The 25205-nt window shown below is 38.6% G+C and carries 25 protein-coding genes; 16 read left to right on the top strand and 9 right to left on the bottom strand.

Translation table 11 applies throughout. The features are described from left to right. Positions 1 to 111 precede the first annotated feature (111 nt). Entirely contained in the window at positions 112 to 1125 is a 1014-nt protein-coding gene (locus VXM77_RS07905; protein WP_161832929.1) for an Mrp/NBP35 family ATP-binding protein, read from the bottom strand. A gap of 75 nt (positions 1126 to 1200) precedes the next feature. Further along, the gene (locus VXM77_RS07900) at positions 1201 to 2400 is read right to left on the bottom strand and encodes a nucleotidyltransferase (RefSeq protein ID WP_338505907.1); all 1200 of its coding nucleotides are present in this window, start codon (positions 2398 to 2400) and stop codon (positions 1201 to 1203) included. Positions 2401 to 2670: 270 nt separating this feature from the next. On the opposite strand from VXM77_RS07900, the gene VXM77_RS07895 reads away from it, so the two are divergent. The 7 genes from VXM77_RS07895 (at position 2671) to VXM77_RS07865 (ending at position 7750) form a co-directional block, all read left to right on the top strand. Then, positions 2671 to 3192 (top strand): YceD family protein, encoded by a 522-nt coding sequence (locus VXM77_RS07895; protein WP_338505905.1) that lies wholly within the window; start codon positions 2671 to 2673, stop codon positions 3190 to 3192. A gap of 11 nt (positions 3193 to 3203) precedes the next feature. Then, positions 3204 to 3383, top strand: a complete 180-nt coding sequence (gene rpmF / locus VXM77_RS07890) for a 50S ribosomal protein L32 (RefSeq protein ID WP_006783624.1) — start codon at positions 3204 to 3206, stop codon at positions 3381 to 3383. Positions 3384 to 3584: 201 nt separating this feature from the next. Next, on the top strand, positions 3585 to 4154 hold the full coding sequence (locus VXM77_RS07885) for a transposase family protein (RefSeq protein WP_338505899.1): 570 nt from the start codon (positions 3585 to 3587) through the stop codon (positions 4152 to 4154). Next, on the top strand, positions 4127 to 4921 hold the full coding sequence (locus VXM77_RS07880) for an ISL3 family transposase (RefSeq protein WP_338505897.1): 795 nt from the start codon (positions 4127 to 4129) through the stop codon (positions 4919 to 4921). The genes VXM77_RS07885 and VXM77_RS07880 overlap by 28 nt, the downstream gene beginning before the upstream one ends. 220 nt (positions 4922 to 5141) lie before the next feature. Then, positions 5142 to 5945, top strand: coding sequence for a GNAT family N-acetyltransferase (locus VXM77_RS07875; RefSeq protein ID WP_161832902.1), 804 nt, complete (start codon positions 5142 to 5144; stop codon positions 5943 to 5945). A 123-nt stretch (positions 5946 to 6068) separates the two neighbouring features. Further along, complete coding sequence (locus tag VXM77_RS07870; RefSeq protein ID WP_338505894.1) at positions 6069 to 6944, top strand: choline/ethanolamine kinase family protein; 876 nt, start codon at positions 6069 to 6071, stop codon at positions 6942 to 6944. Between the two features lie 227 nt (positions 6945 to 7171). Further along, positions 7172 to 7750, top strand: a complete 579-nt coding sequence (locus VXM77_RS07865) for a M15 family metallopeptidase (protein WP_161832904.1) — start codon at positions 7172 to 7174, stop codon at positions 7748 to 7750. Positions 7751 to 7773: 23 nt separating this feature from the next. On the opposite strand, the gene VXM77_RS07860 is transcribed toward VXM77_RS07865, so the two are convergent. Next, positions 7774 to 8724, bottom strand: coding sequence for a 4-hydroxy-3-methylbut-2-enyl diphosphate reductase (locus VXM77_RS07860; RefSeq protein ID WP_317452442.1), 951 nt, complete (start codon positions 8722 to 8724; stop codon positions 7774 to 7776). A gap of 193 nt (positions 8725 to 8917) precedes the next feature. On the opposite strand from VXM77_RS07860, the gene VXM77_RS07855 reads away from it, so the two are divergent. Both VXM77_RS07855 and VXM77_RS07850 read left to right on the top strand, forming a co-directional pair. Next, positions 8918 to 10219, top strand: a complete 1302-nt coding sequence (locus VXM77_RS07855) for a DEAD/DEAH box helicase (RefSeq protein ID WP_161832906.1) — start codon at positions 8918 to 8920, stop codon at positions 10217 to 10219. Positions 10220 to 10240: 21 nt separating this feature from the next. Next, positions 10241 to 11143 carry a deoxyribonuclease IV gene (locus tag VXM77_RS07850; RefSeq protein WP_161832907.1) on the top strand — a complete coding sequence of 301 codons (903 nt, stop codon included), beginning with the start codon at positions 10241 to 10243 and terminating at the stop codon, positions 11141 to 11143. 79 nt (positions 11144 to 11222) lie between these two features. On the opposite strand, the gene VXM77_RS07845 is transcribed toward VXM77_RS07850, so the two are convergent. The 4 genes from VXM77_RS07845 to ispG form a co-directional block, all read right to left on the bottom strand. After that, complete coding sequence (locus VXM77_RS07845) at positions 11223 to 12509, bottom strand: ISL3 family transposase (protein WP_289461271.1); 1287 nt, start codon at positions 12507 to 12509, stop codon at positions 11223 to 11225. A 173-nt stretch (positions 12510 to 12682) separates the two neighbouring features. Next, positions 12683 to 13627: an IS30 family transposase gene (locus VXM77_RS07840; RefSeq protein WP_289461060.1), complete on the bottom strand. Its 945-nt coding sequence runs from the start codon at positions 13625 to 13627 to the stop codon at positions 12683 to 12685. A 74-nt stretch (positions 13628 to 13701) separates the two neighbouring features. Then, positions 13702 to 13992, bottom strand: a complete 291-nt coding sequence (locus tag VXM77_RS07835; RefSeq protein ID WP_161831976.1) for a hypothetical protein — start codon at positions 13990 to 13992, stop codon at positions 13702 to 13704. A gap of 171 nt (positions 13993 to 14163) precedes the next feature. Continuing rightward, positions 14164 to 15255 carry a flavodoxin-dependent (E)-4-hydroxy-3-methylbut-2-enyl-diphosphate synthase gene (ispG, locus tag VXM77_RS07830; protein ID WP_161831977.1) on the bottom strand — a complete coding sequence of 364 codons (1092 nt, stop codon included), beginning with the start codon at positions 15253 to 15255 and terminating at the stop codon, positions 14164 to 14166. 128 nt (positions 15256 to 15383) lie between these two features. Here ispG and VXM77_RS07825 point away from each other — a divergent pair, with 128 nt between their 5' ends. The 7 genes from VXM77_RS07825 to VXM77_RS07795 all read left to right on the top strand — a co-directional run bounded on the left by VXM77_RS07825 (position 15384) and on the right by VXM77_RS07795 (position 23632). Next, on the top strand, positions 15384 to 16007 hold the full coding sequence (locus VXM77_RS07825) for a superoxide dismutase (protein WP_262953889.1): 624 nt from the start codon (positions 15384 to 15386) through the stop codon (positions 16005 to 16007). 309 nt (positions 16008 to 16316) lie between these two features. Continuing rightward, positions 16317 to 18455 carry a penicillin-binding protein 2 gene (locus VXM77_RS07820; RefSeq protein ID WP_338505888.1) on the top strand — a complete coding sequence of 713 codons (2139 nt, stop codon included), beginning with the start codon at positions 16317 to 16319 and terminating at the stop codon, positions 18453 to 18455. A 286-nt stretch (positions 18456 to 18741) separates the two neighbouring features. Beyond that, positions 18742 to 18891 carry a 50S ribosomal protein L33 gene (gene rpmG / locus VXM77_RS07815; protein WP_055242559.1) on the top strand — a complete coding sequence of 50 codons (150 nt, stop codon included), beginning with the start codon at positions 18742 to 18744 and terminating at the stop codon, positions 18889 to 18891. 353 nt (positions 18892 to 19244) lie between these two features. Then, positions 19245 to 20189, top strand: coding sequence for an L-lactate dehydrogenase (locus tag VXM77_RS07810; protein ID WP_161831980.1), 945 nt, complete (start codon positions 19245 to 19247; stop codon positions 20187 to 20189). Positions 20190 to 20395: 206 nt separating this feature from the next. Continuing rightward, positions 20396 to 21337, top strand: a complete 942-nt coding sequence (locus VXM77_RS07805; RefSeq protein WP_161831981.1) for an ROK family glucokinase — start codon at positions 20396 to 20398, stop codon at positions 21335 to 21337. A 57-nt stretch (positions 21338 to 21394) separates the two neighbouring features. Continuing rightward, on the top strand, positions 21395 to 22024 hold the full coding sequence (locus tag VXM77_RS07800; RefSeq protein WP_161831982.1) for an MBL fold metallo-hydrolase: 630 nt from the start codon (positions 21395 to 21397) through the stop codon (positions 22022 to 22024). Positions 22025 to 22261: 237 nt separating this feature from the next. After that, positions 22262 to 23632 (top strand): MATE family efflux transporter, encoded by a 1371-nt coding sequence (locus VXM77_RS07795; RefSeq protein WP_161831983.1) that lies wholly within the window; start codon positions 22262 to 22264, stop codon positions 23630 to 23632. Positions 23633 to 23698: 66 nt separating this feature from the next. Here VXM77_RS07795 and VXM77_RS07790 read toward each other — a convergent pair whose 3' ends face one another. Further along, the gene (locus VXM77_RS07790; protein WP_338505882.1) at positions 23699 to 24199 is read right to left on the bottom strand and encodes a shikimate kinase; all 501 of its coding nucleotides are present in this window, start codon (positions 24197 to 24199) and stop codon (positions 23699 to 23701) included. 298 nt (positions 24200 to 24497) lie between these two features. Further along, positions 24498 to 25079: a hypothetical protein gene (locus VXM77_RS07785; protein ID WP_338505880.1), complete on the bottom strand. Its 582-nt coding sequence runs from the start codon at positions 25077 to 25079 to the stop codon at positions 24498 to 24500. Positions 25080 to 25205 lie beyond the last annotated feature (126 nt).

Raw genomic sequence — 25205 nt, 5'->3', positions numbered from 1 at the left:
TGAGAAGAGGGGGGGCGTATAAGGTGCATAATGAGCAGGGGAAGGACACATCCCCCTGTTTTTGCAAACAAAAAGACGATTTCAGTAGAGAAATCGTCGTTGTTATTCAATTTATTTTAATGCTTTTAATACTTTGTTTGCAAGGCCGAGGTAAGCAACTCCAATATCCTCTGTTGGAGTGAAGATGGAGTGTGAGAGGTTATTTTGTGGTTGACCGATTGGGAGTGTAGCAAGTAGGTCAACCTTTAAGGCATTTGCAACGATTTCTCCACCACCTGAACCAAAAATCGCCTCATGGGCCTGATTGACTGGATTTGGGTAATAAGACATGTTTTCAACGACCCCAAGGATTTGATGTTTAAGTGTTTGAGCCATATACCCTGATTTCACGGCAATATGTGAAGCGGTCGGATGAGGAGTGGTTACAACGATTACATAGGCTTCAGGAATAAGCTTTTGAATATCGATGGCAACATCACCTGTACCAGGAGGGAGATCGATGAGCATAAAATCTAAGTTCTCGTCCCATTCCACGTCGTTAAAAAAGTGATTTAACATTCGATTAAGCATTGGACCGCGCCACATGAGTGGTTGATCGTCTTCTAAGAAAAACTCTGTTGAAATGACAGGAATATCAAACGCCTTTGGAGGATAGATTTTATTATTGCTCGCTAATTGGAATCCTTCTTTTTTCATTTCGAAAATATGAGGGATACTTGGTCCGTAAATATCAGCGTCAATAATCCCAACCTTTTTTCCTAAGCGTGCAAGTGCAACGGCTAAATTAGCTGTAACCGTTGATTTTCCAACGCCACCTTTTCCCGAGGTAATGGCGATATAAGTTGTTTTTTTCTTTGTTGTCGATTCTTCTTGTGATGGAAGCTGCTCAAATTGTAATTTAACTCCACGGAATTTAAAGTCAATTTTAATAAGTTTCGCTAATTGGCGTGAGAGTGTTTTTTCTTCTGGGCCTTTAATTAATCCGATGGCGAGGATCGCTGTTACAATTGAATCCTCTTCATTGACGGCGAGATGGCGAATACTGTGCTGTTCGCCTAACGTTTTTTGTGTGCTTGGATCGATTAATTGTTCAATCGCTTGTTTGATTTGTTCTTTTATCGTCATGTTTAACAACTCCTTTATTAAAGCATATGAATCATCTAATTTTTATTATACCTTAAAATAGACGAAATGCCTGAGTTAACGCTCAATGTGAAGAGGAAAATTCATATATTCTTCTTGGTTTAGTTGGGTGCAAAGTGGTTCGGGTAAAATCGCGCTATAGGCAGCGGTGACCGCCTGTTCGTGCTTGAGAATTTCATGAGCTTTTAGCTCGAATTTACTATATATAGGAACCGTCACTTCCTTTTTAATCTGTTTTAAATAGCGTTTACCTGTAGGGGTCGAACCTAAAATTCGAACGTAAGGGGCGCCGTTTTCAATCTGTAAAGCACGAATCCAAGTTTTTTCAGTTTGCGTCAAAATGTGAGCACAAATACGTTGAATCCGTGTTCGGGTATAGCGCTTGGTTTTGACATGATTCATAAATTCTTCAAAGCTTGAACTCTTTATCATCGCAGCATATAAACGGTTTTCAAGTCCTTCTTCAACATCATGGATGCCGAGGAGGCCTTTAGGGGTGAGCGTGAGAATTTTTTGCTTAAGAAACGGAAAATAGGCTTCCCACGTGTGGTAGGTTGCTGTTAGCTCATAATGCTCCTTTAATAGGTGGGCCACATTTTTTGGGACAAATGCATCAATGGCTTGTCCCTTTTCACTGAGATTTCTGATAGACGTTGCACTAGAAATCGCGTGATGCGTTGGGGCGAGGTCGCGGTAATCACTATGTATTCGTGTTAACGTGCCAGCCGTTATCGGACTATTTAATTCACGAATAGCTTTGAGGTAGTAAAGACCTAGGGTGTTGTTTGGAGAGGTTGCTAACTCATGATTTAGATTAAAGGATTCTAAGGTCGCGGCACTTGCCTTTGGAAGACTAAGCCCTGCTTTTAGCTGTTGTTTGAGTTTTTTTTGAAATTGATCCTCCTGCATGATTCGATCGAGGGTCAATAATTCATCAATATTTCCGCTTTCGCTTCCAAAAATGAGTTCATTTACGCGTAAATGTGTTAAAATAGAAACGGCCCCTTTTGCAAATAAGTCGGCAGATTGACAACTATAGACATAAGGAAGTTCAACGACGAGATCGGCGCCGTTTAACAGTGCCATTTTAGCACGTTCCCATTTGTTTACAATCGTCGGTTCCCCTCGTTGGGTAAAATGTCCACTCATCACGACAATGAGCACATCGGCCTGTGATTGTTTAAGACTTTCTGTTAAATGGTATAAATGACCGTTATGGAATGGGTTATATTCAACGATTAAACCGGTTGCTTTCATCTTTTATCACCTTCCTTGTTTTATTATAGCAAAGATTAGGTGAACATCGCTAAAGTTTTAGCGGATGAGGCGTTGATTCGGTTAACGAAATGGCCTACTTTTTTGGATGGATAGATGATATTCCCTGATGAGTAGGGGATATTAAAAAGGAGTGCTACGCGATAAATTTATAAGATTACAATTCTTTTTGTTGAAAATTATCAAGTGATGTGTTGACAATAGGATACAAAGTATGTATAATGTAATCTGTTGCAATTAGAGGTGATTGTAATGAAATGGGCAATTGCTCAACTAGTCAAACAAGGTTCCAAAGTTTTTGAAATTGATGAACTGATTGATTTCTCTGACATTGTGAACGCACACGATGAAATTCGTAAACTTTCAAAGCTTAAAGTGACAGGAACAGGACAGCTTCAAGGAAAAAAAGTTGTTTTCAACCTTCATATCGAAGGGACGATGACACTCCCTTGTGCCGTTACACTGGATGATGTAGAGTATCCATTTGATTACGATTCAGTAGAAATTTTCGTATTAGATGCTGATCTCTATGAAGAAGGTGAAGACGAGTATCTCGTAACTGGAACAACAATTGAACTCGCACCGATTATTTGGCAAAATATTTTGCTACAAAAACCTTTACGTGTGGTGAAGGAAGGTGCTTACGAAGAAATGAAGAAAAAAGGTATCGAATTTGAAACAGAAGAAGATTTGCACGAATCAGAACCTGAAGTAAAAGTCGATCCGCGATTAGCAGTTTTATCAAAATTGCTAAATGATACTCAAGATAAGTAGGAGGTGTCAACATGGCTGTACCACAAAGAAGAACATCTAAAACTGCAAAACGTAAACGTCGTACTCACTTCAAATTAGAAGTACCAGGTATGGTAGCTTGCCCACAATGTGGAGAAATGAAATTATCTCACCGCGTATGTGGAACTTGCGGAACTTACAAAGGACGCGAAGTTGTTAAAACTGAAGAATAATCCTTTATTAATGGGCCCATTAATAAAGATTAGCGAACCAGAACAGAAATGTTCTGGTTTTTTTGTGGTTCTATAATATTTGGTGTGGGTGATGCCCACGCCTCTTTTATTGGAATTAAAAAATAAGTACAAAAAAAGAGACATAACGTCCCAAATTCTATACAATGTAATCGACCAAAAAAACACGAAAGGATTGGGTTTATGTCTCACACTAATTGTATCTCAACTTTACTTGATTTAAAAGATAAAAATATTACTTTTTCAAAAAATTGTATCCAAGAAACTCAGATTAAGAATGTTCGTTCTAAACTTATTTTGGGAACTCTTTCTTTTCAACCGACTCATTGCTACCACTGTGGTCATTCTTTTGACTCAAATATCATTAAACACGGCTTCAAAACTTCACGTATTAAGCTAGTCAAAATTTCCGGATTTGATGCTTATCTAGACTTAAAAAAACAACGTTATAAATGCCGTCATTGTGACCGAACATTTACCCTAGAAACATCTCTTGTTAACCCTAATTGTTTTATTTCCACTCCCGTAAAACAAGCCATCTTTTTAGAAGCTAGTCATAAGAAATCCGAAACAGATATTGCACGTGAGCTTAACGTTTCTCATTCAACCGTTAACCGCGTCATTCATTCTTCCTATGAAGAACAGCCGCTTCCCTTTAATTCTCTCCCAAAAGTTCTTTGTTTTGACGAGTTTAAGTCGGTTAAATCGGCCGAGGGTCACCTGCCATGCGAAGCATGTATCCTCCATTGGTAGGGAACGGAGCAATGTCTTTCATTTTTTGTGATGCGTCCAATGGAAAGCTAATTGATATCGTTGAAGACCGTCGCTTAAGTACTCTAAAGGACTATTTTATGCGGTTTTCTAAGGAAACTCGTGAAGGTGTAACCCACATCGTCATTGACATGTACGCCCCTTATATGACACTCATTAAAGAGGTATTCCCTAAGGCTAAGATTGTTTTAGATAAATTTCATATCGTTCAACTAGTCTCTCGTGCTCTTAATAAAACACGCATTCGTTTCATGAATCAAAATAAAGAGTTTTATAATAAATTCAAACATTATTGGCGACTTCTCTTAAAAGCCCAAGAAGATCTTAATGCCACTCATTACTTCTATTCCAACTGCTTCAAAAAGATGATCTCTCAACAAGAAATTATTGACTTTTTATTAGCCCTAGACCCTGAACTAAAGGAGACTTATGATTTCTACCAAACTGTCCAACAGGCTATTAAACTTCGTAACCTTGAAATATTTCATCATGCCATTCAACACCCCTCTGACCTGCTTTCACACGAAATGAAAACAGCTTTAAAAACACTCACTCATTATCAAGATTATGTCAAAAATACTATCGAAACTCCTTATACAAATGGAGTACTTGAAGGAATTAACAACAATATCAAAGTCATTAAGCGAATCGCTTTTGGATACCGTAGTTTCTACCATTTCAAAGCAAGAATTTTGATTATCCATAAATACACTTTTGAACAAAAAAAGAAGAGGAATCAAGCCGTCTAAAAGATGGCCTAATTCCTCCCGATTACATGTATAGATTTTATTCACCCACACGATTTGACAAAGAACCTTTTCGGTTATGTCGAAAAAGGGTAATCAATACAGGTGCCAGCCCTTTTTATCATAAATTGAAGGATTCCCCTCTTGTGAATGGGTTGGTAAACTTTACAATTTCTTGTACGTATGGTAGGATTAGTTATAGTATGACAGTGGGGGAGACTAGATGATTAGAAAATTGATGGAAAAGGACCGCGAAGCGGTTTTAACGTTTTTGCGAGAGGAGCCCCTTTTGAATTTATTTCAAATCGGGGATATTAGAAATTATGGGTTTAACTCAAGTATTCAGACTGTTTATGGTTATTTTGATACGAATCATCAGTTAACAGGTGTTCTTCTTCGTTACCGGCAACACTATCTTCCTTATTTTAAGGAGGAGGGCGAGGTGTGTCAGTCCTTTTTAGATGTTATTAAAACAGACCCTGAGGCACAGATGATTTCAGGAGATGAGCGGTTGGTTCGCCCTTTTTATCGTTGTTTTAATGAAGTAGAGAAAGAGATGACCTTTTTGTGTGAATTAATAGATGGAACTCATTTGCCCTCAAATGAGTTAGTAGGGGTAAAGCGAGCGACAGTAGCAGATGCTCCTCGGATTGCGACATTAATCCAGATGATAGCGGAGTTCCACTCAGATTCGGCTAATGTTCAGAATATAAGACAAAAGATTAAGGATGAATCTGGACGGATTTACTACATTGAAAATGAACACAAAGAAGTGATTAGTGTGGCACAATCAACAGCTGAAAATGAGGAATCGGCAATGATTGTCGGGGTAGCGACGCATCCTTTGTATCGGCGACGGGGGTTCATGACGCAAACCTTATCAAAGCTATGTTATGATTTGTTAGCAGAACAAAAGCGAGTATGTCTATTTTACGATAATGAAGAAGCGGGAAGGATTTATCATCGATTAGGTTTCAAGACGATGGGGACATGGGCCATGTTAAAACGTGTCCAACAAACACGATGAGTTTGATGTTAGCAGGAGTTGAGACAATCTGATGGAAAAATGAAGAATTTTGCAGAAGAAATACGCTATTTTTAAAAAAGATGTGATACAATAAAGGAAAAAATAAGGTATAGGAGTGAGACAATGGAAAGCTTAATTTGTTCAACAACTGCAATCGCATTAGGTGTTGCACGAAGCGATGTAACCATCGATTACCGATTGATGGGGGGGATGTCAAACTTAATGTACGTCGTTTCAGCCAAGGGGAAAAAGTATACCTTCCGTATTCCGGGAAAAAACTCGGAGGTATTTGTTGACCGTAAAGAGGAATTGTTCAACATTCAAATTATTGATGGACTTGGAATTAATAATAAACTGGTTTACTTTGATACGAAAACGGGATATAAGTTATCAAAATTCGTTGAGGGAACACCATTAGGAGAGATGCCAGACCCGGAATCTCACTTAGAAGAAGTAGCCTGTGTTTTACATCGATTACACGATTCGGGACTAAAAGCGCATAAGGATTACGGTCCTTATGAACGATTAGAGAAATACGAACAAGAGGTTAAATTATTAGGATATACGCACGATGAAAAGTATACCCATCTTAAGTCAGTATTTTTAAGTCACCGCGAATTCCTCGATCAATTTGAACAAGTGATTTGTCATAATGACAGTCAAATTTCAAATATTGTGATTGGGGAAGAACAACCTTATTTATTGGATTGGGAGTTTGCTGGAAATAACGACCCGATGTATGATGTTGCTTGCGTCGGTAATAAAGATTTTGGATTAGCCTTAAAATTTTTACCGGTTTATCTCGGTCGTGAACCACGTGCTGAAGAATATCGTCGAGTGTATTTATGGCGAGCATTTCAATGCTTGCAATGGCATAATGTTGCTTTATATAAGGAAATGATCGGACTGAGCCAAGATTTAGGTGTTGATTTTAAAGGGGTCGCAACCCTGTATTTGGCCAAAGCTGAGGAGTTCCTAAACGGGGCCAATCAATATTAATTAATTAGGAGGGGAAGCTAATGGGCTCCTCCTTTTTTTGTTTTTAGCGGAGTAACCGTGTAAAGTCGCCTAATGGCACGATTCGATAAAAGATGGCAGACATCGCTGTCTGATTGGTCGTCGTTAAAGCAAAAAGCAATTCACGTCAAAAAGTGAGTTGCTTTTTTCATAAATGGGACGATTACCGTATATTTTTATAGTAAGGATGTATCGGGTGGAGGGATAAAATGGATGGATTTTGCTGTTTAACATTGGAACAAGTCTATGGTCCGCAACTCAAACAGGCGGTCCTTTTAGATCCGAATGTGGTCAATTACGACGAATTACGTTATTTAAAGGTGTTGCACATCGGCTATGATGGTTGCCCTCATCAAGGGGAGCTCATTGTCCACCACACCGTAGCCAAGGAGGTTCTTGAAATCTTTCAAGCGCTGTATGAGATGAGCTACCCCATCGAAAAAATGCGTCTTATGAATTGTTACGACGGTGATGACGAATGGTCGATGACCGATAATAACAGTAGTGCGTTTAACTTTCGTTATGTGACGGGAGACGGGGGGAAGAAGTATTCGAAGCATGCCTACGGTTTGGCGATTGATTTGAATCCACGGGTTAATCCTTATATAAAAGGTGAAATCGTCCTTCCGAAGAATGGGTTACCTTATATCAACCGGGACCAGCATGCGCTGGGGATGATTAAAAAGGATGATGCCGTCTACCGATTGTTTAAACAATACGGTTGGATTTGGGGGGGAGATTGGGAAACCTTGAAAGATTACCAACACTTTGAGAAAAAGAAAAAATAAAAATCCAGGAGTTTCCTGGATTTTTATTTGCGTTTAAATAACACTTTGTCGCTTGTTATTTGCGAGGTTGTATCCCAAGTGGTCTCATCCTTTGGATCATAGGCTTCTAAAAATTCAATAACTTCTTTTGTTACCGCCGTTGGAGTTGATGCTCCTGCTGTGACAGCAACGGTTTCGATCTCTTTGAGCCAATTAAGGTCGATATCCGCTACAGAGGCGATGCGATGTGAAGGGGTATGGGCACGCTCGATTGAAATTTGTGAGAGTCGCGCCGTATTATTGCTATGCGGATCACCAACAACTAATGTTAAATCAGCTGCTCCTGCTTGATTGGCGACGGCCTCTTGACGCACTTGAGTGGCGTTACAAATTTCTTTAATAAAGGTTGCCTGTGGAAATTTTTCTTTTATTTTTTCTGAGAGTGAGTAAACATCCCACAGGCTCATTGTTGTTTGATTGGTGATAATAATTTTTTCGTTAGTTAGCGCGAGTTTTTCTAATTCATCGGCCTTAGATAAGAGATGGATATGGTCTTTATCTACACCGAGTGCTCCTTCAGTTTCTGGATGTCCGTGCTTACCAATATAAATGACGTCATAGCCAGCATCGATATGTTCTTTCATCAAAACATGGGTTTTAATGACGTCTTTACAACTAGCATCAATAACGGTTAACCCTTTATCCATCGCTTTTTGCTTTACCGCGGGAGCGATTCCGTGTGCAGTAAAAATAACAGTTCCGGCGTCGATTTGTTCAAGGAGTTCTTCACGTGTTTTTGTTTTATCGTCGATGGTGATGACGCCTAAATCATCAATCGCCTTCGTGATGTGTTCGTTATGAACAATCATGCCAAGGACATAAATAGGTCGTGGTAACGATTCGTCTTTTGCTGCATCTTGAACAATATTTAGGGCGCTAATAACCCCGAAACAGTAACCTCTTGGGGCAATTTTTATGACTTTCAATGCATTCACCTCTACTTTAGATTATGTATTTATTATAGCATATTTCGACTTAAAACTCCTAATAATGAACAATATAGCTTGAATTTTAAGTCCTATGTTTGATATGATAGAATTTGTATGTCAAATGGAATAGCAAAATAACGAGTTATTTTCGTTAAGATGGATAGAAGTTAGTCATACTAACAGTGAAGGAGTGGTAGAAATGTCTGTACGTTTTGAAGAGTTAAAGATTAAGCCTTACTTAAAGGAAGCCGTAGCGAGTCTACATTTTGAAGAATTAACACAAATCCAGGAGGAAGTCATTCCGTTAGCATTACAAGGGAAAGATATTATTGGACAATCGCAAACAGGAAGTGGAAAAACACATGCTTTCTTATTGCCGATTTTTCAAAAGTTAGATGAACAAGCACAACAAGTTCAAGCCGTGATCACAACTCCAACGCGTGAGTTAGCGGATCAAATTTATCAAGTAGCGAATCAACTTGCTTCATTTTGTGAGCACCCAATTAAAATTGGACGTTTCGTTGGTGGAACAGATAAGCAAAAAACAATTGAAAAATTAGGAACACAACCTCAAATTGTAATTGGGACTCCAGGTCGTATTAAAGATTTATCGATTAACGAACGCGCCTTATTCGTTCATACGGCAAAAATGTTTGTAGTTGATGAGGCAGATATGACGCTTGAAACTGGATTTTTAACTGAAATTGATCAGATGGCCGGAACGATGGGGAACGATTTACAAATGATGGTGTTTTCAGCAACGATTCCTCAAGCGTTAAAACCCTTTTTGAAAAAATATATGACGGCTCCGGTGCATATTCATATTCAACCTCGTCAACAAACAGCGGTTAAAATTGAGCATGTTTTATATCCGACAAAACACCGTAATCGTGTAAATATTGTGGCCCAGTTATTAAAGGCATTAAACCCTTATTTAGCGATTATTTTCGTGAATACGAAACAAAGTGCAACGGAGGTGGCGAATGCTTTAACATCGGCAGGGCTTCGTGTCGGACAAATTCATGGGGATTTAACCCCACGTCAACGTCGTCAAATGATGCAACGTATTCGTCATTTAGAGTTTCAATATATTGTAGCGACAGATATTGCCGCACGTGGAATTGACATTGAGGGAATTAGCCACGTGATTAACTACGAATTACCACAGGATTTAGAGTTTTACATTCATCGTGTCGGTCGAACAGCGCGTGGAAATTATGATGGAATGGCGATTACGTTATACGATTCAAAAGAGGAAGAATTATTACAACAACTTGAAGCGCGTGGAATTGAATTTAACTATCGTGAATTAAAAAATGGAGCATTAGTGGAGGTAAATGCGCGTAATGCTCGTCAAAAACGTGTGAAAAAGGAAAATGAAATTGATAAAATTGCGAAAGCTAAAATCCGTAAACCGAAAAAGGTAACACCGGGTTATAAAAAGAAAATGAAAGCTCAAATGGAGCAGGTGAAGCGTCAGGAACGACGTAAACGTAAATAATAGAGGGTTAGGTGGTATAAGATGTTAAAAATTGGATCACATGTTGGGATGGCTGGAAAGGAAATGCTTCTTGGAGCGGCTAAGGAGGCCGCCTCATATGGTGCAAATACGTTTATGATTTACACGGGGGCCCCACAAAATACGCGTCGTAAACCGATTGAAGAGCTAAATATTGAAGCGGGATGGGAGTATATGAAGCAGCATGGACTATCTGATATTGTCGTCCATGCACCTTATATTATTAATTTAGCGAATACTGTTAAACCGGAAACGTTTGAATTGGCCGTTGAGTTTTTAGCGAAAGAAATTGAACGATCAGAGGCGCTGCGCGCTTATACACTTGTCTTGCATCCAGGTGCACATGTAGGAGCTGGAGCAGAGGTTGGATTGGCCAAAGTGGTTGAAGGACTTAATGAAGTGTTAACGAAAGATACGAATATTACGATTGCGCTAGAGACGATGGCAGGAAAAGGGACGGAAGTTGGGCGTAGTTTTGATGAGCTGGCCTATATTTTTGATAATGTCGTACATAATGAAAAATTACGTGTTTGTTTCGATACCTGTCACGTTCATGATGCAGGCTATGACTTAGTGAATGACTTCGCGGGTGTTTTAGAATCGTTTGATCGTTTAATTGGAAAGAAACAGATTGCCGTTTTCCATATTAATGATAGTAAAAATATAATGGGGGCCAAAAAGGATCGTCATGAGAATATTGGATTTGGCGAAATCGGATTTGATGCCCTCAAAACCATTATGTATCATCCAGATTTTAAAAAGGTTCCGAAAATCTTAGAGACACCTTATGTTGCTGTTGGCGGGGATTCTAAAGAGAAATTACCACCGTATAAACAAGAAATTGAGATGTTTAGAAAAGGGGAGTTTGACCCTAAAAATCTTGAACGTATTTTAGGAAAACAATAAAAAAAGGTTCTTTGTCAAATAGTGTTGCTGATTAATTTGTAACCTGTTACAACGAAAATTCAAATCGAAATCCTAGTAGCTATGCTGCTAGGATTTTCGTTTTAGGCTTTGTTAGATTTTGAACCATGAGAATACGAGATTTAAAGTGATAGAAACTACGATATCCAAAGGCAATACGCTTAATGACCTTAATTTTATTATTAATTCCTTCGATGGGACCATTTGTGTAATGAGTTGAGAGTGTATTTTTAATATAGGATTGATAAGTTTTAAAGGTTTGGAAAGCCGTTTGAAACTCAGGAGAAACAAGCGGATGTTCCGTTTCGAGTAAATGATTAAATCGTTTTAAGTTTTTTGTCTGAAGAGCGAAAAGTAACTCTTGATATAAATCATAGGTTGCTTTTAATTCAGGAGATAAATCAAGTAGAAAGTTTAAGATATCAATTTCACGCATGGGTTGTTTAAAGCAGTAAACTGATCGATAAGTGGTGGTATTAAGTAAAGCGTGAGATTTTAAAAATAAGCGCCAATAACGTTTGAATTTACGACCATGCTTTTTGAACTTTTTCATGAATCGGATTCGAGTTTTGTTCAGTGCACGAGAGAGATGTTGAACGAGATGAAATTTATCAATGATAATTTGGGCATGAGGAAAAAGATCCTTAATGAGGCTGATGTAAGGAGCGTACATATCAATCACAATATTTTTTACTCGATGACGTGCTTCCTTTGTGTATCGTTTAAAATAAGCTTGAAGGGAGTTTAAACGACGATCTTCAACGATATCGATGATTTGTTTTGAGTCAGCATCGCAAAAAATAAAAGACATATGCCCCTCAGCAGACTTAACGGATTTAAATTCATCAAAACAGAGATTTTCAGGTAAATAATTAAGGTTTAAGGTTTGAGATTCATAAAAGCTATGGATGATTCGATTGACGGTTGAATGAGAGACCTGATGGCGACGTGCGATATCACATTCAGAAATTTTATTTTGGGCCTCTAAAGCAATGGCGTGTTTCGTATGATAAGAAATGTAACAGTTCTTTTCAACAATTGAAGTACTTAGTGTAAAAGTAGACTGGCAATGCCCACAATAATAACGCTGTTTTTTTAGGTCTAAGTAGGTATCGTGAAGAGAGACTTTTGGAATGACAATTCGAGAGGTTTTAAATCCATGCTTCTTAAATTTTGAATCAAATAGGGTTCCGCATTTTTGACAATGAGTCGGTTGATACGTAAGAATACCTTTAAAGATAAAGCTAGTAATTCCGTTCAACTTCACTTCCTCAAGATAATCTTCTGAAAATGTAATATTTTTATCTTTAATATTTAAAAGTTTTCTAGTAAAATATGAGTGAGACATTAAATCTTATCCTTTCAATATTGTTTTAGTCGATAACATTGTAACAGGATTGAGACTTGAAGTCTCTTTTTTTTTATCCTATGAAAAAAGTGCTGCTTAATCAGCAACACTAAATATTATAGAACCTAAAAAAATAACCATCCGTTTGGATGGTTATTTTTTATGACGAATTGTCAATACAAATGCGACAGTTTCTCATGAAATAGCTCGAATGAAGTTTTCCAACCTAAGCATTTTCGTGGTCGATGATTAATGAGGAGGAGGGCTTCATCAATCTCTTTCTCACTAACTCGTGCTAAGTCCGTCTTCTTCGGAAAGAATTCTCGAAGAAGACCATTGGCATTTTCATTACTTCCTCTTTGCCAAGAGGAATAGGCGTCAGCGAAGTAAACAGGAACCTTTAAATCTGCTTCTACTTTGGAATAACAAGCAAACTCTTTTCCTCGATCAACGGTATAAGTTTTAAAGGTGTCTTTAGGAAAATGTTCATATAACTCACTAATCGCTCGGTACATTTCAGATGCTGAGCGATTTTCGATTTTAACGGCGACATAAAATCGTGTTTGACGTTCAATAAATGTAGCTAAACATCCTTTACTTTTACCACGGCTTGAAACAACTGTATCAAGTTCCCAATGACCAAATGCCTGACGTTTTTTTACCTCTTTCGGACGTTGATGAATTGATGTCCCAATGTTAAATCGTCCGCGTGTTTCTCGTGGTTTTCGGCGTTTTCCCTTTTGCCTTAAACAGCTTAAATCCCCTAACAAAATCGTTCCGTCATAAATCCAACGATAAATAGTTTTGAATGAAATAACACCCTTTAAAACCGTATTAGAAATTTGTTCAGGCGACCAGGTTAACTTTAAATAATGTTGGATGGTTTGAATAACTTCTTCAGATTTGGTCTCTGGACGATGACAAACTAAGCGACGTTGCTCGGCTAATTCATCTGCTAGCTCTGCTTGATACGTCTTTTGAGTATTTCGTTTTAGTTCACGAGCAATGGTTGAATGATGACGATTTAATTGCCCCGCAATTTGTCTCGTTGAATAACCCATTTTTGAAAGAACTTCTATACGTGTACGCTCAAATGTGTTAAGATGTTTATAACTCATAAATAGATCTCCTTGTTAAGAATTTGGTGTGGTAACTTCATTCTATAACAAAGAATTCTATTTATGAGCTTTTTTTATTTGTCGCACTTAATATTACAATCTGTCTTATTAAAAATGATATTTCGTTTAATTCCAGTAATTAATTCATTGTATTTAGATATATTAGACGTTTTTAAATAGGTACGTAATTGGTCATGATTTAAAGATAACGAAGGCTCATCGATAATCTCACTCCAATGATGGGTCAGGAGATGATGAAAGTTTATTAAGTCATTGGGATCAATTTTCAAATCGTTCTTACAGTTTAAAGTGAATAACTCCTCAACACTTAAATGCATCAAGGTTGTTTTTAGTAACTCATACATAGCAAGTCCCCCTTTGTAACAAATGAGTGGCACTTCTTTATACTATGCAGTTTATGGAAGAATGGTTCGAAAAATGCTTATCTTTTTTCTGGCATCGTTTACAAGTGAGATTCTTTTTTGTGTCTTTACGTGATATGAAAAAAACCTCGAAGCATATTCGAGGTTTTTAAGTTAGGCTTTTTGTTGTTGCTCACGTTCTTTGACTAAAAGTTGAATTTCTTCGACTAATGTATCAAACATTTGATCTTCTGGGACTTTTCGAATAATTTCTCCGTGTTTGATGAGGATTCCTTCTCCGCGACCACCGGCAATCCCAATATCGGCATTTTTAGCTTCACCTGGGCCGTTAACCGCACACCCCATTACAGCAACATGAATATCGTGAGGAATTGTGGTTAAGTAATCTTCAACGCGTTGAGCGAGTGGAATTAAATTATATTGAATACGTCCGCACGTTGGACAAGAAATAAGGGTTGGAGCATTTTTGATTAATCCAAAATTTTTGAGAATTTCACGTGCGACTTTAATTTCCTCAACCGGATCGGCACTTAATGAAACGCGCATGGTATTTCCAATTCCTTGGTGAAGTAAAATCCCGAGTCCGATTGAACTTTTAATTGTTCCAGAAAATGCCGTTCCTGCCTCTGTAATTCCTAAATGTAAAGGATAGTCAAACGTTTGGGCTGCAAGTTCATACGCTTTAATCGCTAAATCTGTATCCGACGCTTTTAGCGAGATAATGATATCTTCAAACCCTAAGTCTTCTAAAATTTTAACATGCAATTGGGCGCTTTCGACCATTCCTTCTGGCGTTGCTTGCCCATATTTTTTTAAAATTTCACGTTCGAGTGAACCGGCATTGACTCCAATACGAATGGCCACCTGTTTTTTCTTAGCCGCTTCAACGACTTGGCGAACCTTTTCTTCGTTTCCGATATTTCCAGGATTAATTCGGATTTTATCGACACCTGCTTCAATCGCAAGTAAGGCTAAACGATAGTCGAAGTGAATATCAACGACTAACGGAATAGAAATTTGTGCTTTAATCTCTTTTAAAGCGTGTGCATCTGCCTCATCTAAGCATGCGACGCGGACGAGTTGACATCCCGCTGACGCTAAACGATTAATTTGTTCGACTGTGGCTAAGACGTCGTGCGTTTTCGTTGTGGTCATACTTTGAATAATGACCTCATCTTTACCACCAATAAATAAGTTTCCGACTTTTACACGTTTTGTATGTTGACGATGTGTGAACTGAGACACCGTAAATCACCCCACAATTTAGCTTCTTTTGATATAAAATGCGAAAATGACATTTCCTATCTGTCTTTAATTATATAATAATTCCAGAGTGTTTCAACTGTTATACAAAAAAATCAGGAGGCGAAGAGATGACGGAATATCCTTTTTTACCATTACCTTATACTTATAATGCGTTAGAACCTATTTTGGATGCAAAAACAGTAGAGATTCATTACACTAAGCATCATAAAGCTTACTTAGACAAATTAAATGCACTCGTCAAACGATATCCTTCTTTTTTTGAGGGGAAAACGATAGAAGATGTACTGAGTCATCCCGATGAAATTCCAGCTGATATTCGTCAAGAGGTGATTAATCAAGGGGGCGGGTATGCCAATCACAACCTGTATTTTTATTGTTTATCACCGAATGGCGGAGGGGAGCCGTTTGGAAAATTAGCGAAAGAAATTAAACTCGCGTTTGGAAGTTTTGATCAATTAAAACGATTACTCGCACAGGCAGCAACGTCTCAATTCGGATCGGGTTATGGATGGCTAGTTCTTGATCAGAATAAAAAGTTACGGGTGGTGAAGACACTTAATCAAAATTCTCCATTAAGTGCAGGCTTTACACCATTATTAAATCTTGATGTTTGGGAGCACGCGTATTATTTGAAATATCAAAATCGTCGGGCGGATTATACAGAGGCTATTTTTGAAATTATTAACTGGGATGAAGTGGAGCGCCGTTTTGAGGAAGGGCTTCGTAAATAGTAAAAAAACTGGTTCGAGTAATGAACCAGTTTTTTTAATTTTAACAAAAGTGGACAGACTAAAGGTATGTATCCATAGGTGAGGAGGGAGATTTATTTGATTGGAGAATGGATCTCATGAACAAGGATAACAGGGTTAAGATGATGAATGAAATCTTCCCACCTATCGCGCCCCTGTTGGATGGAAGAAGAGGTGTGGGGGTCGTGGGAACCCATACGACAAGATGACCTATTTTTTTACACAAAAAATTCAAAAGACCCGTTTTTAAGTGTGATATAATAGGTGAGAAGTTAGAGTGAAAGGTGCGGGATGGACGTGGATAAGTTATTTAAACTAATCAAGTCATTAGTTTTTAGAATACAAGTATTAAAAGTAGTTTGTTTGTTAATGTTTATTGTGATTGCGTTCCGTTTATATGCTATTCAGGTGAAGTATTCGGACGATTATCAGGCTTATGTGAATAAGACATCGACTGTTGCCTTGCAACGGAATGTTCCGCGTGGGGTCATCTACGATCGAAATATGTCTGTGTTAGTTGATAACGAGGCGGTGAGTACGATTACGTATCAACGGTATGCGGATGTCAGTGAAAAAGAGATGCATCAAATTGCTGATAAATTGGCGGATTTAATTGAAGTGGATTTTAGCAAGTTGACGTCACGTGATTTAAAAGACTTATACTTAGAGAAATTTGAGGATGAGGCGAAGGAGTTATATACGAAAGAAGAGTTGAAAAAGTATGGGGATAAAAAGCTCTATCAATTACAACTCAGTCGTATAACGGATGACATGTTATCAAAACTTACCGATCAGGATAAAGAGGCCCATGCGATTTATATTAATATGAAAAAGGGGACAAATCAGACATCTAATATTATTAAAAAAGGTGCAACTGAAGAAGAAGTAGCGATCGTTAGCGAACATTTGGAGTCGATGCCAGGGGTGAATACAGAGGTCGACTGGGATCGAACGTATCCAAGTGTTGCGCAGTGGCACCCGATTTATGGACGTGTTTCAAGTTATGAGCAAGGATTGCCAGCGGTGTTAGTAGATTATTATAAGGCGCATGACTATCAATCAAACGATCGGGTAGGATTATCCCAGTTAGAACTTTATTATGAGGCGTTACTTGGTGGGCATAAGTCGCAATATTTATTAACGAATGATGACGATACGTCAACGTATGATGAAATCTATGAGGGGCAACGAGGGTATGAATTAGTGTTAACCATCGATGCCGAGTTGCAGGCAGCCGTTAATGATATTGTCCGTGATGAGTTGTTAAATGCGAAGAAAAATTCATCGACGACGAAGTATTTACGTGAGGCGTACATCGTGATGACAAACCCTAATACGGGGGAAGTGTTAGCGATGACAGGAAATATTATTGATTGGGACGACGAAGCAAAAGATTATGTGATTTATGATAACTCGCTTGGAACTTTTCAAAGTTCGTTTACGGTCGGATCGGTTGTTAAAGGTGCGACCTTGCTTAGTGGATTTAAGTATGGAGTGACGACGCCAGGACAAGTGGTTAATGATACAAAGATGTACTTTAAAGGTGGTCTTGTCAAAGGATCGTGGCAAACATTAGGGGCGGTTAATGACTTAACAGCGTTACAAAAGTCGAGTAACGTGTACTTCTTTGACCAAACGATTCGTTTCGGTGGCTCATATTATTCACCGTACATGGCGCTAAATCTGAATTTAGATGTTTTTGATAAATATCGTTCAACCTTTAATGAGTTTGGACTCGGTGTAAGTACTGGAATTGATTTACCGAATGAGTCGACGGGATTAGTTGAAGCGCAGCGAACGTCAGGGAAACTTTTAGACTTCGCGATTGGACAGGCGGATTTATACACGCCGATGCAACTTGTTCAGTACGTTTCAACGGTTGCGACGAGTGGGAAACGTTTTGCTCCGACACTCGTGAAAGAAGTCTATTTGCCATCGAATGACGATATAAGTGGAAAACAATTAGTTAAAGGGTTTGCTCCTAATTTATTAAATGTGGTTGAATTAGATCAACAATATTTTGATCGTGTTCATCAAGGGTTTGTAATGGCCTTACAACAAAGTGGAGGAACGGGATATTCAACGTTCTATAAGGCAAACTATAATCCTGCAGGTAAAACAGGGACGGCACAGGAATATGCGCGTGATGCGGATGGACGATACATCAAGGATGCCAACGGCGAATTTATTGACGTGCATAGTCGAACATTAATTGCCTACGCCCCTGCGGATAAACCAGAGGTGGCTCTTTCTGTTATTGTTCCGCAATGTGAGTTACCGAGTCAATCCCACCCGATTTCGCTTCAAATTGGTGAACGAGCGATGCAAGCCTATTTTGATTTAAAGAAAGAACGAATGGCGGCTCAAAATGAAGTGGATAATGGAGAGACTATAGGACAAGCACCGGAGAATGTAGCACAAGGTGAGTAAAGAAAAACAGAAATGGCTGAATAAAAGGGGAGAAAGGCCCCATAATAAATTGATTTAACGTGTAAAAAATATAGGCGAAAACGAATGACTTGGAAACTATTTTTAAATAAGGGATAAATTACTTATAAATAGGTCTTGAGGTACGATTAAGCTTTTGTTATAATTTTTACACAGGAGATTAAACAACAAAGAAACACTTTATAGTACAAATTGATAAAAAAAACTTTGTTTTTTGATGTCGTGCGTGCTATAATGTAGAAGTTGTTATTAGATTGGAGGGATTTTAGTGCGAGTAAATCTTACATTAAAATGTACAGTTTGCGGTGAAGAAAATTACATTTCTAAAAAAAATAAACGTAATAACCCAGAACGTCTTGAGATGAATAAATACTGCCCACGTTGCCGTAAATCAACTGCTCATCGCGAGAAAAAATAAGGAGTCATCCTTTTTACAAGCCCTGCCTTCGGTAGGGTTTTTTTTATGTTCAAACAAAATGTATGGATGAGAACTTTAAGAGTTGAAGGTTTTAGCTTTTTTAGGCAGTGAGGAGACTAATCTAGTAGAACGAATGGGTTATTTTATCTATTGACTAAAGAAAAATAAAGAAAGAAAGCGATTTTTTACACTTTTTAGTGAATAATGTTTGTGAAAAAATAAATCATGGTATATAATTAAAAATGAATTTAAGACACATTTGCATTTCATAAAAATAGTGAAGCTGTCGGAGTTCGCGAAAATATGGCATACGAAAGTGTATGTCATAAAAACATGTTGTAGAGGTGAAAGATATGAAAACAGGTGTAAGACGCGTTGCTTTAGTCGGAACAGGATTCGTAGGAATGAGTTTCGCATACTCAATGTTAAACCAAGGCGGATTAGAAGAATTCGTTTTAATCGATGTAAACAAAGATAAAGCTGAAGGGGAAGCAATGGATTTAAGCCATGGTTTACCATTTGGACCACAAAAAATGGATATCTGGGCGGGGACATATGAAGATTGCCGTACAGCAGATATCGTTGTTATTACAGCAGGAGCTAACCAACAACCAGGGGAAACTCGTTTAGCTTTAGTTGAAAAAAATGCAAAAATCATGCGCGGAATCGTTCGTGAAATCATGAAATCAGGATTCAATGGAATTTTATTAGTAGCAAGTAATCCAGTTGACGTATTAACTTACGTTGCATGGCAAGAATCTGGATTACCACGTCACCGTGTAATCGGATCAGGAACAACTTTAGATACAGCTCGTTTACGTTTCGAAATCGGTAAATATTTAAATGTTGACCCACGTAACGTACACGGATACATTATCGGTGAACACGGAGATACTGAGTTCCCATTATGGTCTCATACAACTGTAGGTGTTCAACCAATTATGGATGTTGTGGCTAACAACCCTAAATTCAACCAAGAAGATTTAGAGCAAATTTACGTAAATGTACGTGACGCTGCTTACCACATCATTGAACGTAAACGTGCAACTTACTACGGAATCGGTATGGCATTAGCTCGTATCGTACGTGCTATCTTAGGTGATGAAAACAGCTGTTTATCAGTTTCAGCTTACTTAAATGGACAATACGGACAAAATGACGTATTCGTAGGGGTACCTGCAATCGTTAACCGTAACGGAATCCGTGAAGTATTCGAATTAAACATTACTGAAGAAGAAACAGAAAAATTAACAAAATCAGTTAACGTATTAAAAGAAACTTTAAATACAGTTAAATAATTTTAAAAAAAAGCACCGGACTCTGACACGGTGCTTTTTTTTATGAATTTTGAATATGTAACGGGTTTGGTTATTTTTAAAGGGGTTACATCTTTTTATTAAGAAGACTTTATGATAAAATGAATACGAAGAAATTATTAAAGGATCAAGTACATGATATAGGAAGATATCTGACTTTATGTGGCATGATAAGGAGGAGTTTGAAAATGAATAAATATGTATTCGGAATTGACGTTGGTGGGACAACAATTAAATGCGGATTATTTTCATCAAAAGGTGAAATTTTAGATTCTTGGGAAATCGTTACGAATAAAGAAGATAACGGGGACCATATCGTTTCTGATATTGCACGTACGATTGAAGCAAAATGCGAAGAAAAAGGAATTCAATTAAGCGAGGTTGAAGGTGTTGGAATTGGGGTTCCAGGACCTGTTGATAATAATGGTGTTGTCAAAGTTGCCGTGAACTTAGGATGGACAGAACGCCATGTGAAAACGGAATTAGAAGAAATGATTAAAGTTCCAGTGGCAGTTGGAAATGATGCAAACGTCGCTGCATTAGGTGAATTATGGTTAGGGGCTGCTGCAGGGGCACAAGATGCGATCATGTTTACGTTAGGAACAGGTGTTGGTGGTGGAGTCATCGTTGATGGTAAAGTTGTTGCAGGTGTTCATGGTGCTGGGGGAGAAATCGGTCACTTAGCGGTTGTTCTTGAAGATGGGAATCAATGTAACTGTGGGAAAAAAGGATGTTTAGAAACGGTTGCTTCTGCAACAGGAATCGTTCGCGAAACAGAAAAATTCTTACTTCATACAGCAGAAGAATCAACGTTACGTCAATTAGATAAAATCGAAGCTAAAGATGTCTTTGATGCAGCGAAAGCTGGAGATGCTGTTGGATTAAAAATGGTTGATCAATTAGGTCGATATATTGGTTTAGCGGCAGCTAACTTAGCAGCAACAACTGATCCACAAAAGATTATTATCGGTGGAGGGGTTTCAAAAGCCGGAGACATTTTAATCGATACCATCGTTAAACATTACCAAAATTATGCTTTCAGTGCGGTTCGTCAAACACAATTTGTTTTGGCTGAATTAGGAAATGAAGCGGGAATTGTTGGTTCAGCTTATTTAGCTAAAACGTTATAATAATAATTAGAAAAGCACCCTTTGTGGGTGCTTTAATCGATTGATGAGGTGATTTTGTTGAACGTTTATCCATTAGTATTAGGACCTGTTCAAACGACGTGCTACGTTGTTTCAAGTCAAGGAAGGGCAGTTATTGTAGATCCCGCTGCCAATGCCACTAAAATTATTCAATATTTAGGGACGAAGAAACTCATCCCTGAGGCAATTTTGTTAACTCACGGTCATTTTGATCATATTGGTGCTGTCAATGAGTTAGCAGCGAAGTACAGTCTTCCAATTTATGCGCATAAATCGGAAAAAGAGTATTTTGATCAACCAGAGGTTAATCTTTCAACGATGACGTATCAACCGTTTGTGTTAAGCGAAGACCTGGATTATCATTGGTTAGCGGATGGGGCAACACTTACTTGTTTGGATACTCAAGTAAAAATCTTTCATGTACCTGGTCACACGTCGGGAAGCCTATGTTACTATTTTGTGAAAGATCGCATGGTATTCACAGGAGATACACTATTTAAACAATCGATTGGACGAACAGATTTTATTTATGGAAACCATCAACAGTTAGTGACTGGAATCAGACAGAAATTATTAACCTTGCCAGATGATACACTTGTTTATCCTGGCCATGGTGACTGTACAACGGTTGCAGACGAAAAAAGAAACAATCCATTTTTAAACAACTAGGAGGAGGCGAATTTGCCTCCTTTTTTTATAGGTTCATTGGTGATGAACAATGTTTAAACATATTTATTGTTTTTTAGACATAGGGTATACAAGTGGCGCCATGTTTTATCCTAAACTTACGGTCATTATCATTGATCCGATGTGTTTGATGATTAAATCGTGAGAGAGGTAACATGAGAGGTGAAAGCTTTTTCGCCCCATAAGAGATAGATTTTTTATAAAGGGAGGAGAGAAGAAATGGATCAAACGGGACAATCAAATCCATTAGGGGAGGCCCCTCTTTTTAAATTGATTTGTAAATTTGCCATTCCCTCAATGATTAGCCTTTTGGCGAGTGCGATTTATAATATTACAGATCAGATGTTTATTGGTCATCAGGTGGGTGTTCTTGGAAATGCGGCAACGAATGTTGCGTTTCCTGTCGTCACTTTGGCAACTGCTATTTCTCAGTTGGTTGGTGTTGGGACAGCGGCTCATTTTAATATTTGTCAAGGAGCCGGACAGGAGTCGGATGCTAAACGATTTATTGGAAATGGACTTGGGTTCATGTGTTGCGCGGGAGTCGTTATGATGGGGGCTTTATTTTTGTTTAAGTTAACCATTTTAAATTTATGCGGAGTAACGGATGAAGTGTTTAACTATGCTAATCTTTATTTAAGTGTCACGCTATTTGGTATCCCGTTCTTTATCTTTTTTACCGCGGGTAGTTTTCTGATTCGGGCGGATGGGAGTCCACGCTATGCGATGGGGTGTTCGATGACGGGGGCGCTATTAAATGTCGTTCTTGATGCTCTTTTTATGCTCGTTTTTAAATGGGGAATCTTTGGTGCTGCACTCGCCACCGTTTTAAGTCAAGGGGTTTCAGGAACGCTTTGTTTATGGTATTTTAATCGCTTCCGGGCGTTTAAGATTAAGTGGCAAGATCTTCGGCTTCAACCGACGTATGTGTGGGAGATTGCCAAATTAGGATTTCCTAATTGTTTAACGCATTTTTTAATGATGGTGGTCAACGTGTTGATGAATCATACGCTCGTTTTTTATGGTGCCCAAAGTCTATATGGAAGTGCTATTCCGTTGGCAGTTTCCGGAGTGGTCGCCAAACTCTATACAATTTTATCGGCGTGTTCAATTGGACTAGCCCAAGGATGTCAGCCAATTTGGGGATTTAATAAGGGGGCTAAAAACTACCGTCGGGTGAAAGAAACGTTTAAAAAAGCGATGATGATGGGATTGATGTTTAGTTTTACGGCATTTTTACTGTTTCAACTCTTTCCACGCCAAATTGTTGGGATTTTTGGTGGAGGAGGGGAGCTGTATTTTCAGTTTGCGACTAAATACATGCGCATTTATTTGATGCTCATTTGTGTCGTTGGGGTTCAACCGCTCATTGTCAACTTCTTTACCAGTACGAAAAAAATGAAACAGAGTATGATTCTTTCACTGGCCCGTCAAGGACTCTTTCATATCCCTTTAATTTTGTTGTTCCCGATGTGGTTAGGGATAGATGGAGTGCTATACGTCGGACCCATTGCGGATTTTTTAACCTTTATGTTATCTATTATTTTGATCATGCGCTATTTTAAAGAACTAAATGAATCTGAGTTTTAAGTGTATTTTTACAATAGACGAATTAAAGCCCTTAACTGTGAATTGAAAACAGGTAAGGGCTTTTGTTTATTGAGGAAGTTTTTGTTTAATGAGGGTGACGATTTCTTCTACGGTTTTATGATCGGTCTTAATGGTATCATGGGCGCATTCTCTGTAGAGGGATTCCCTTTTGTCGTACAAGGTACGAAGTTTTTGTTCCATTGGTTCATTTTGGAGGAGGGGACGATTTTGGTCATCGACCCGAGTGACTAATGTTTGGATGCTTGCTTCTAAGAAAATGACGTAGGCGTTATTTTTGAGGTGTTCTCGATTTTCTTTTTGGATGATGATTCCGCCTCCGGTTGAGAGAATGCCTGGAAAGGTTAAAAGGGTTTGGAGCGCTCTCGTTTCTAGTGTGCGAAAGTAGGCTTCCCCTTTGGTAGCAAAGATGTCTTTGATTTGTTCATGGGTTGTTTGTTCGATAAAAAGGTCGCTATCGTGCCACGGGAGGTGGAGTTCCTTTGCGAGTTGTTTTCCAATGGTGGTTTTCCCACTTCCCATCATGCCAATGAGGGCAATTGGTTTCATATGAAATCCCTCCTAGTTCATAGTGTAATCATGGGTCTTTTTGTCATAGGTAATGCTCCCAGATTCTAAGTATTCATTATAGTGAAATTGATAGGTGACTGCAAGTGTCTCATACCCATTTTTATAGCTTATGGTAACCGGGGTCCCATTATGTAAGGAAATGACCTGAGGTGGTATTTTTTCATGTCCTTCAACGATTTTTGTTCCTAGTTGGTCTGTTATTTGTTTGACGCATTCTTTTTTGAGTAGGGAGAGTGTTAAGTGATCGCGTTCGAGGTGATAAAGACGCGCCTGATCTTCAATTCGATAGGAGAGGTGAAGCAGGAGAAGGGCGATCATTAAGCTCATCGCGAGTGTTAAGGGAAGAATCATCCCCTTTTGGTTCATCAACTGGCACCTCCGTTTCGTCAATCTGATCCTCGTTAAGTGGTTGAAGTGGGAACCGATGAGAGGTTAGGTAAATGGAAAAGCTATTATTTTTAGTGCGAAGGGTGAGGGTGACGGACTGATCATGATGTTGGGTGATGTCTAATTGGTCACAATGATAGAGGGCGACTTCGCCGCCCTTTCCATCGACTTGGCGCATGAGGCGATGATTAGAAATAAAGTAGGTAGATTGTTTGCCCGATTCAAGATAGAGGGTAAGCTTTTCTCCTGAGATATCGAACCGAAGCGCGTGTTGAGCTTCTTTTTGCAAACGTGCGCGCAAGGTTGTTATTTCCTCATGACTCACCCGGTCTAAATCGGTTTGGTACGTTTTAATGAGGGGGAAGAGTCGAAGGATGAGAAGTGTCAGAAGGGCTGTAATGACGAGACCGATGAGATGTTCAACGAGTAAAAATCCATGATTAGATAAGCTATAGACAAATTTTTTGTTCACCGGATTCCCTCCAGTCATAAGTAGCACAAAGTTGAGCATCTTTTTGGGTGACGGTATAAGGGATGGGGGAGGTAAGATGAAGGGGGAATGAGAGGGTGTTGGGTTCAAAGAGCCAGCGATCTTTTA

It is taken from the genome of Turicibacter sp. KK003 (genome assembly GCF_037014675.1).
GTDB classification, from domain to species: domain Bacteria; phylum Bacillota_I; class Bacilli_A; order MOL361; family Turicibacteraceae; genus Turicibacter; species Turicibacter faecis.
The sequence above is the reverse complement of the archived record's forward strand: the minus strand, read 5'-3'. Positions and strand labels throughout refer to the sequence as shown.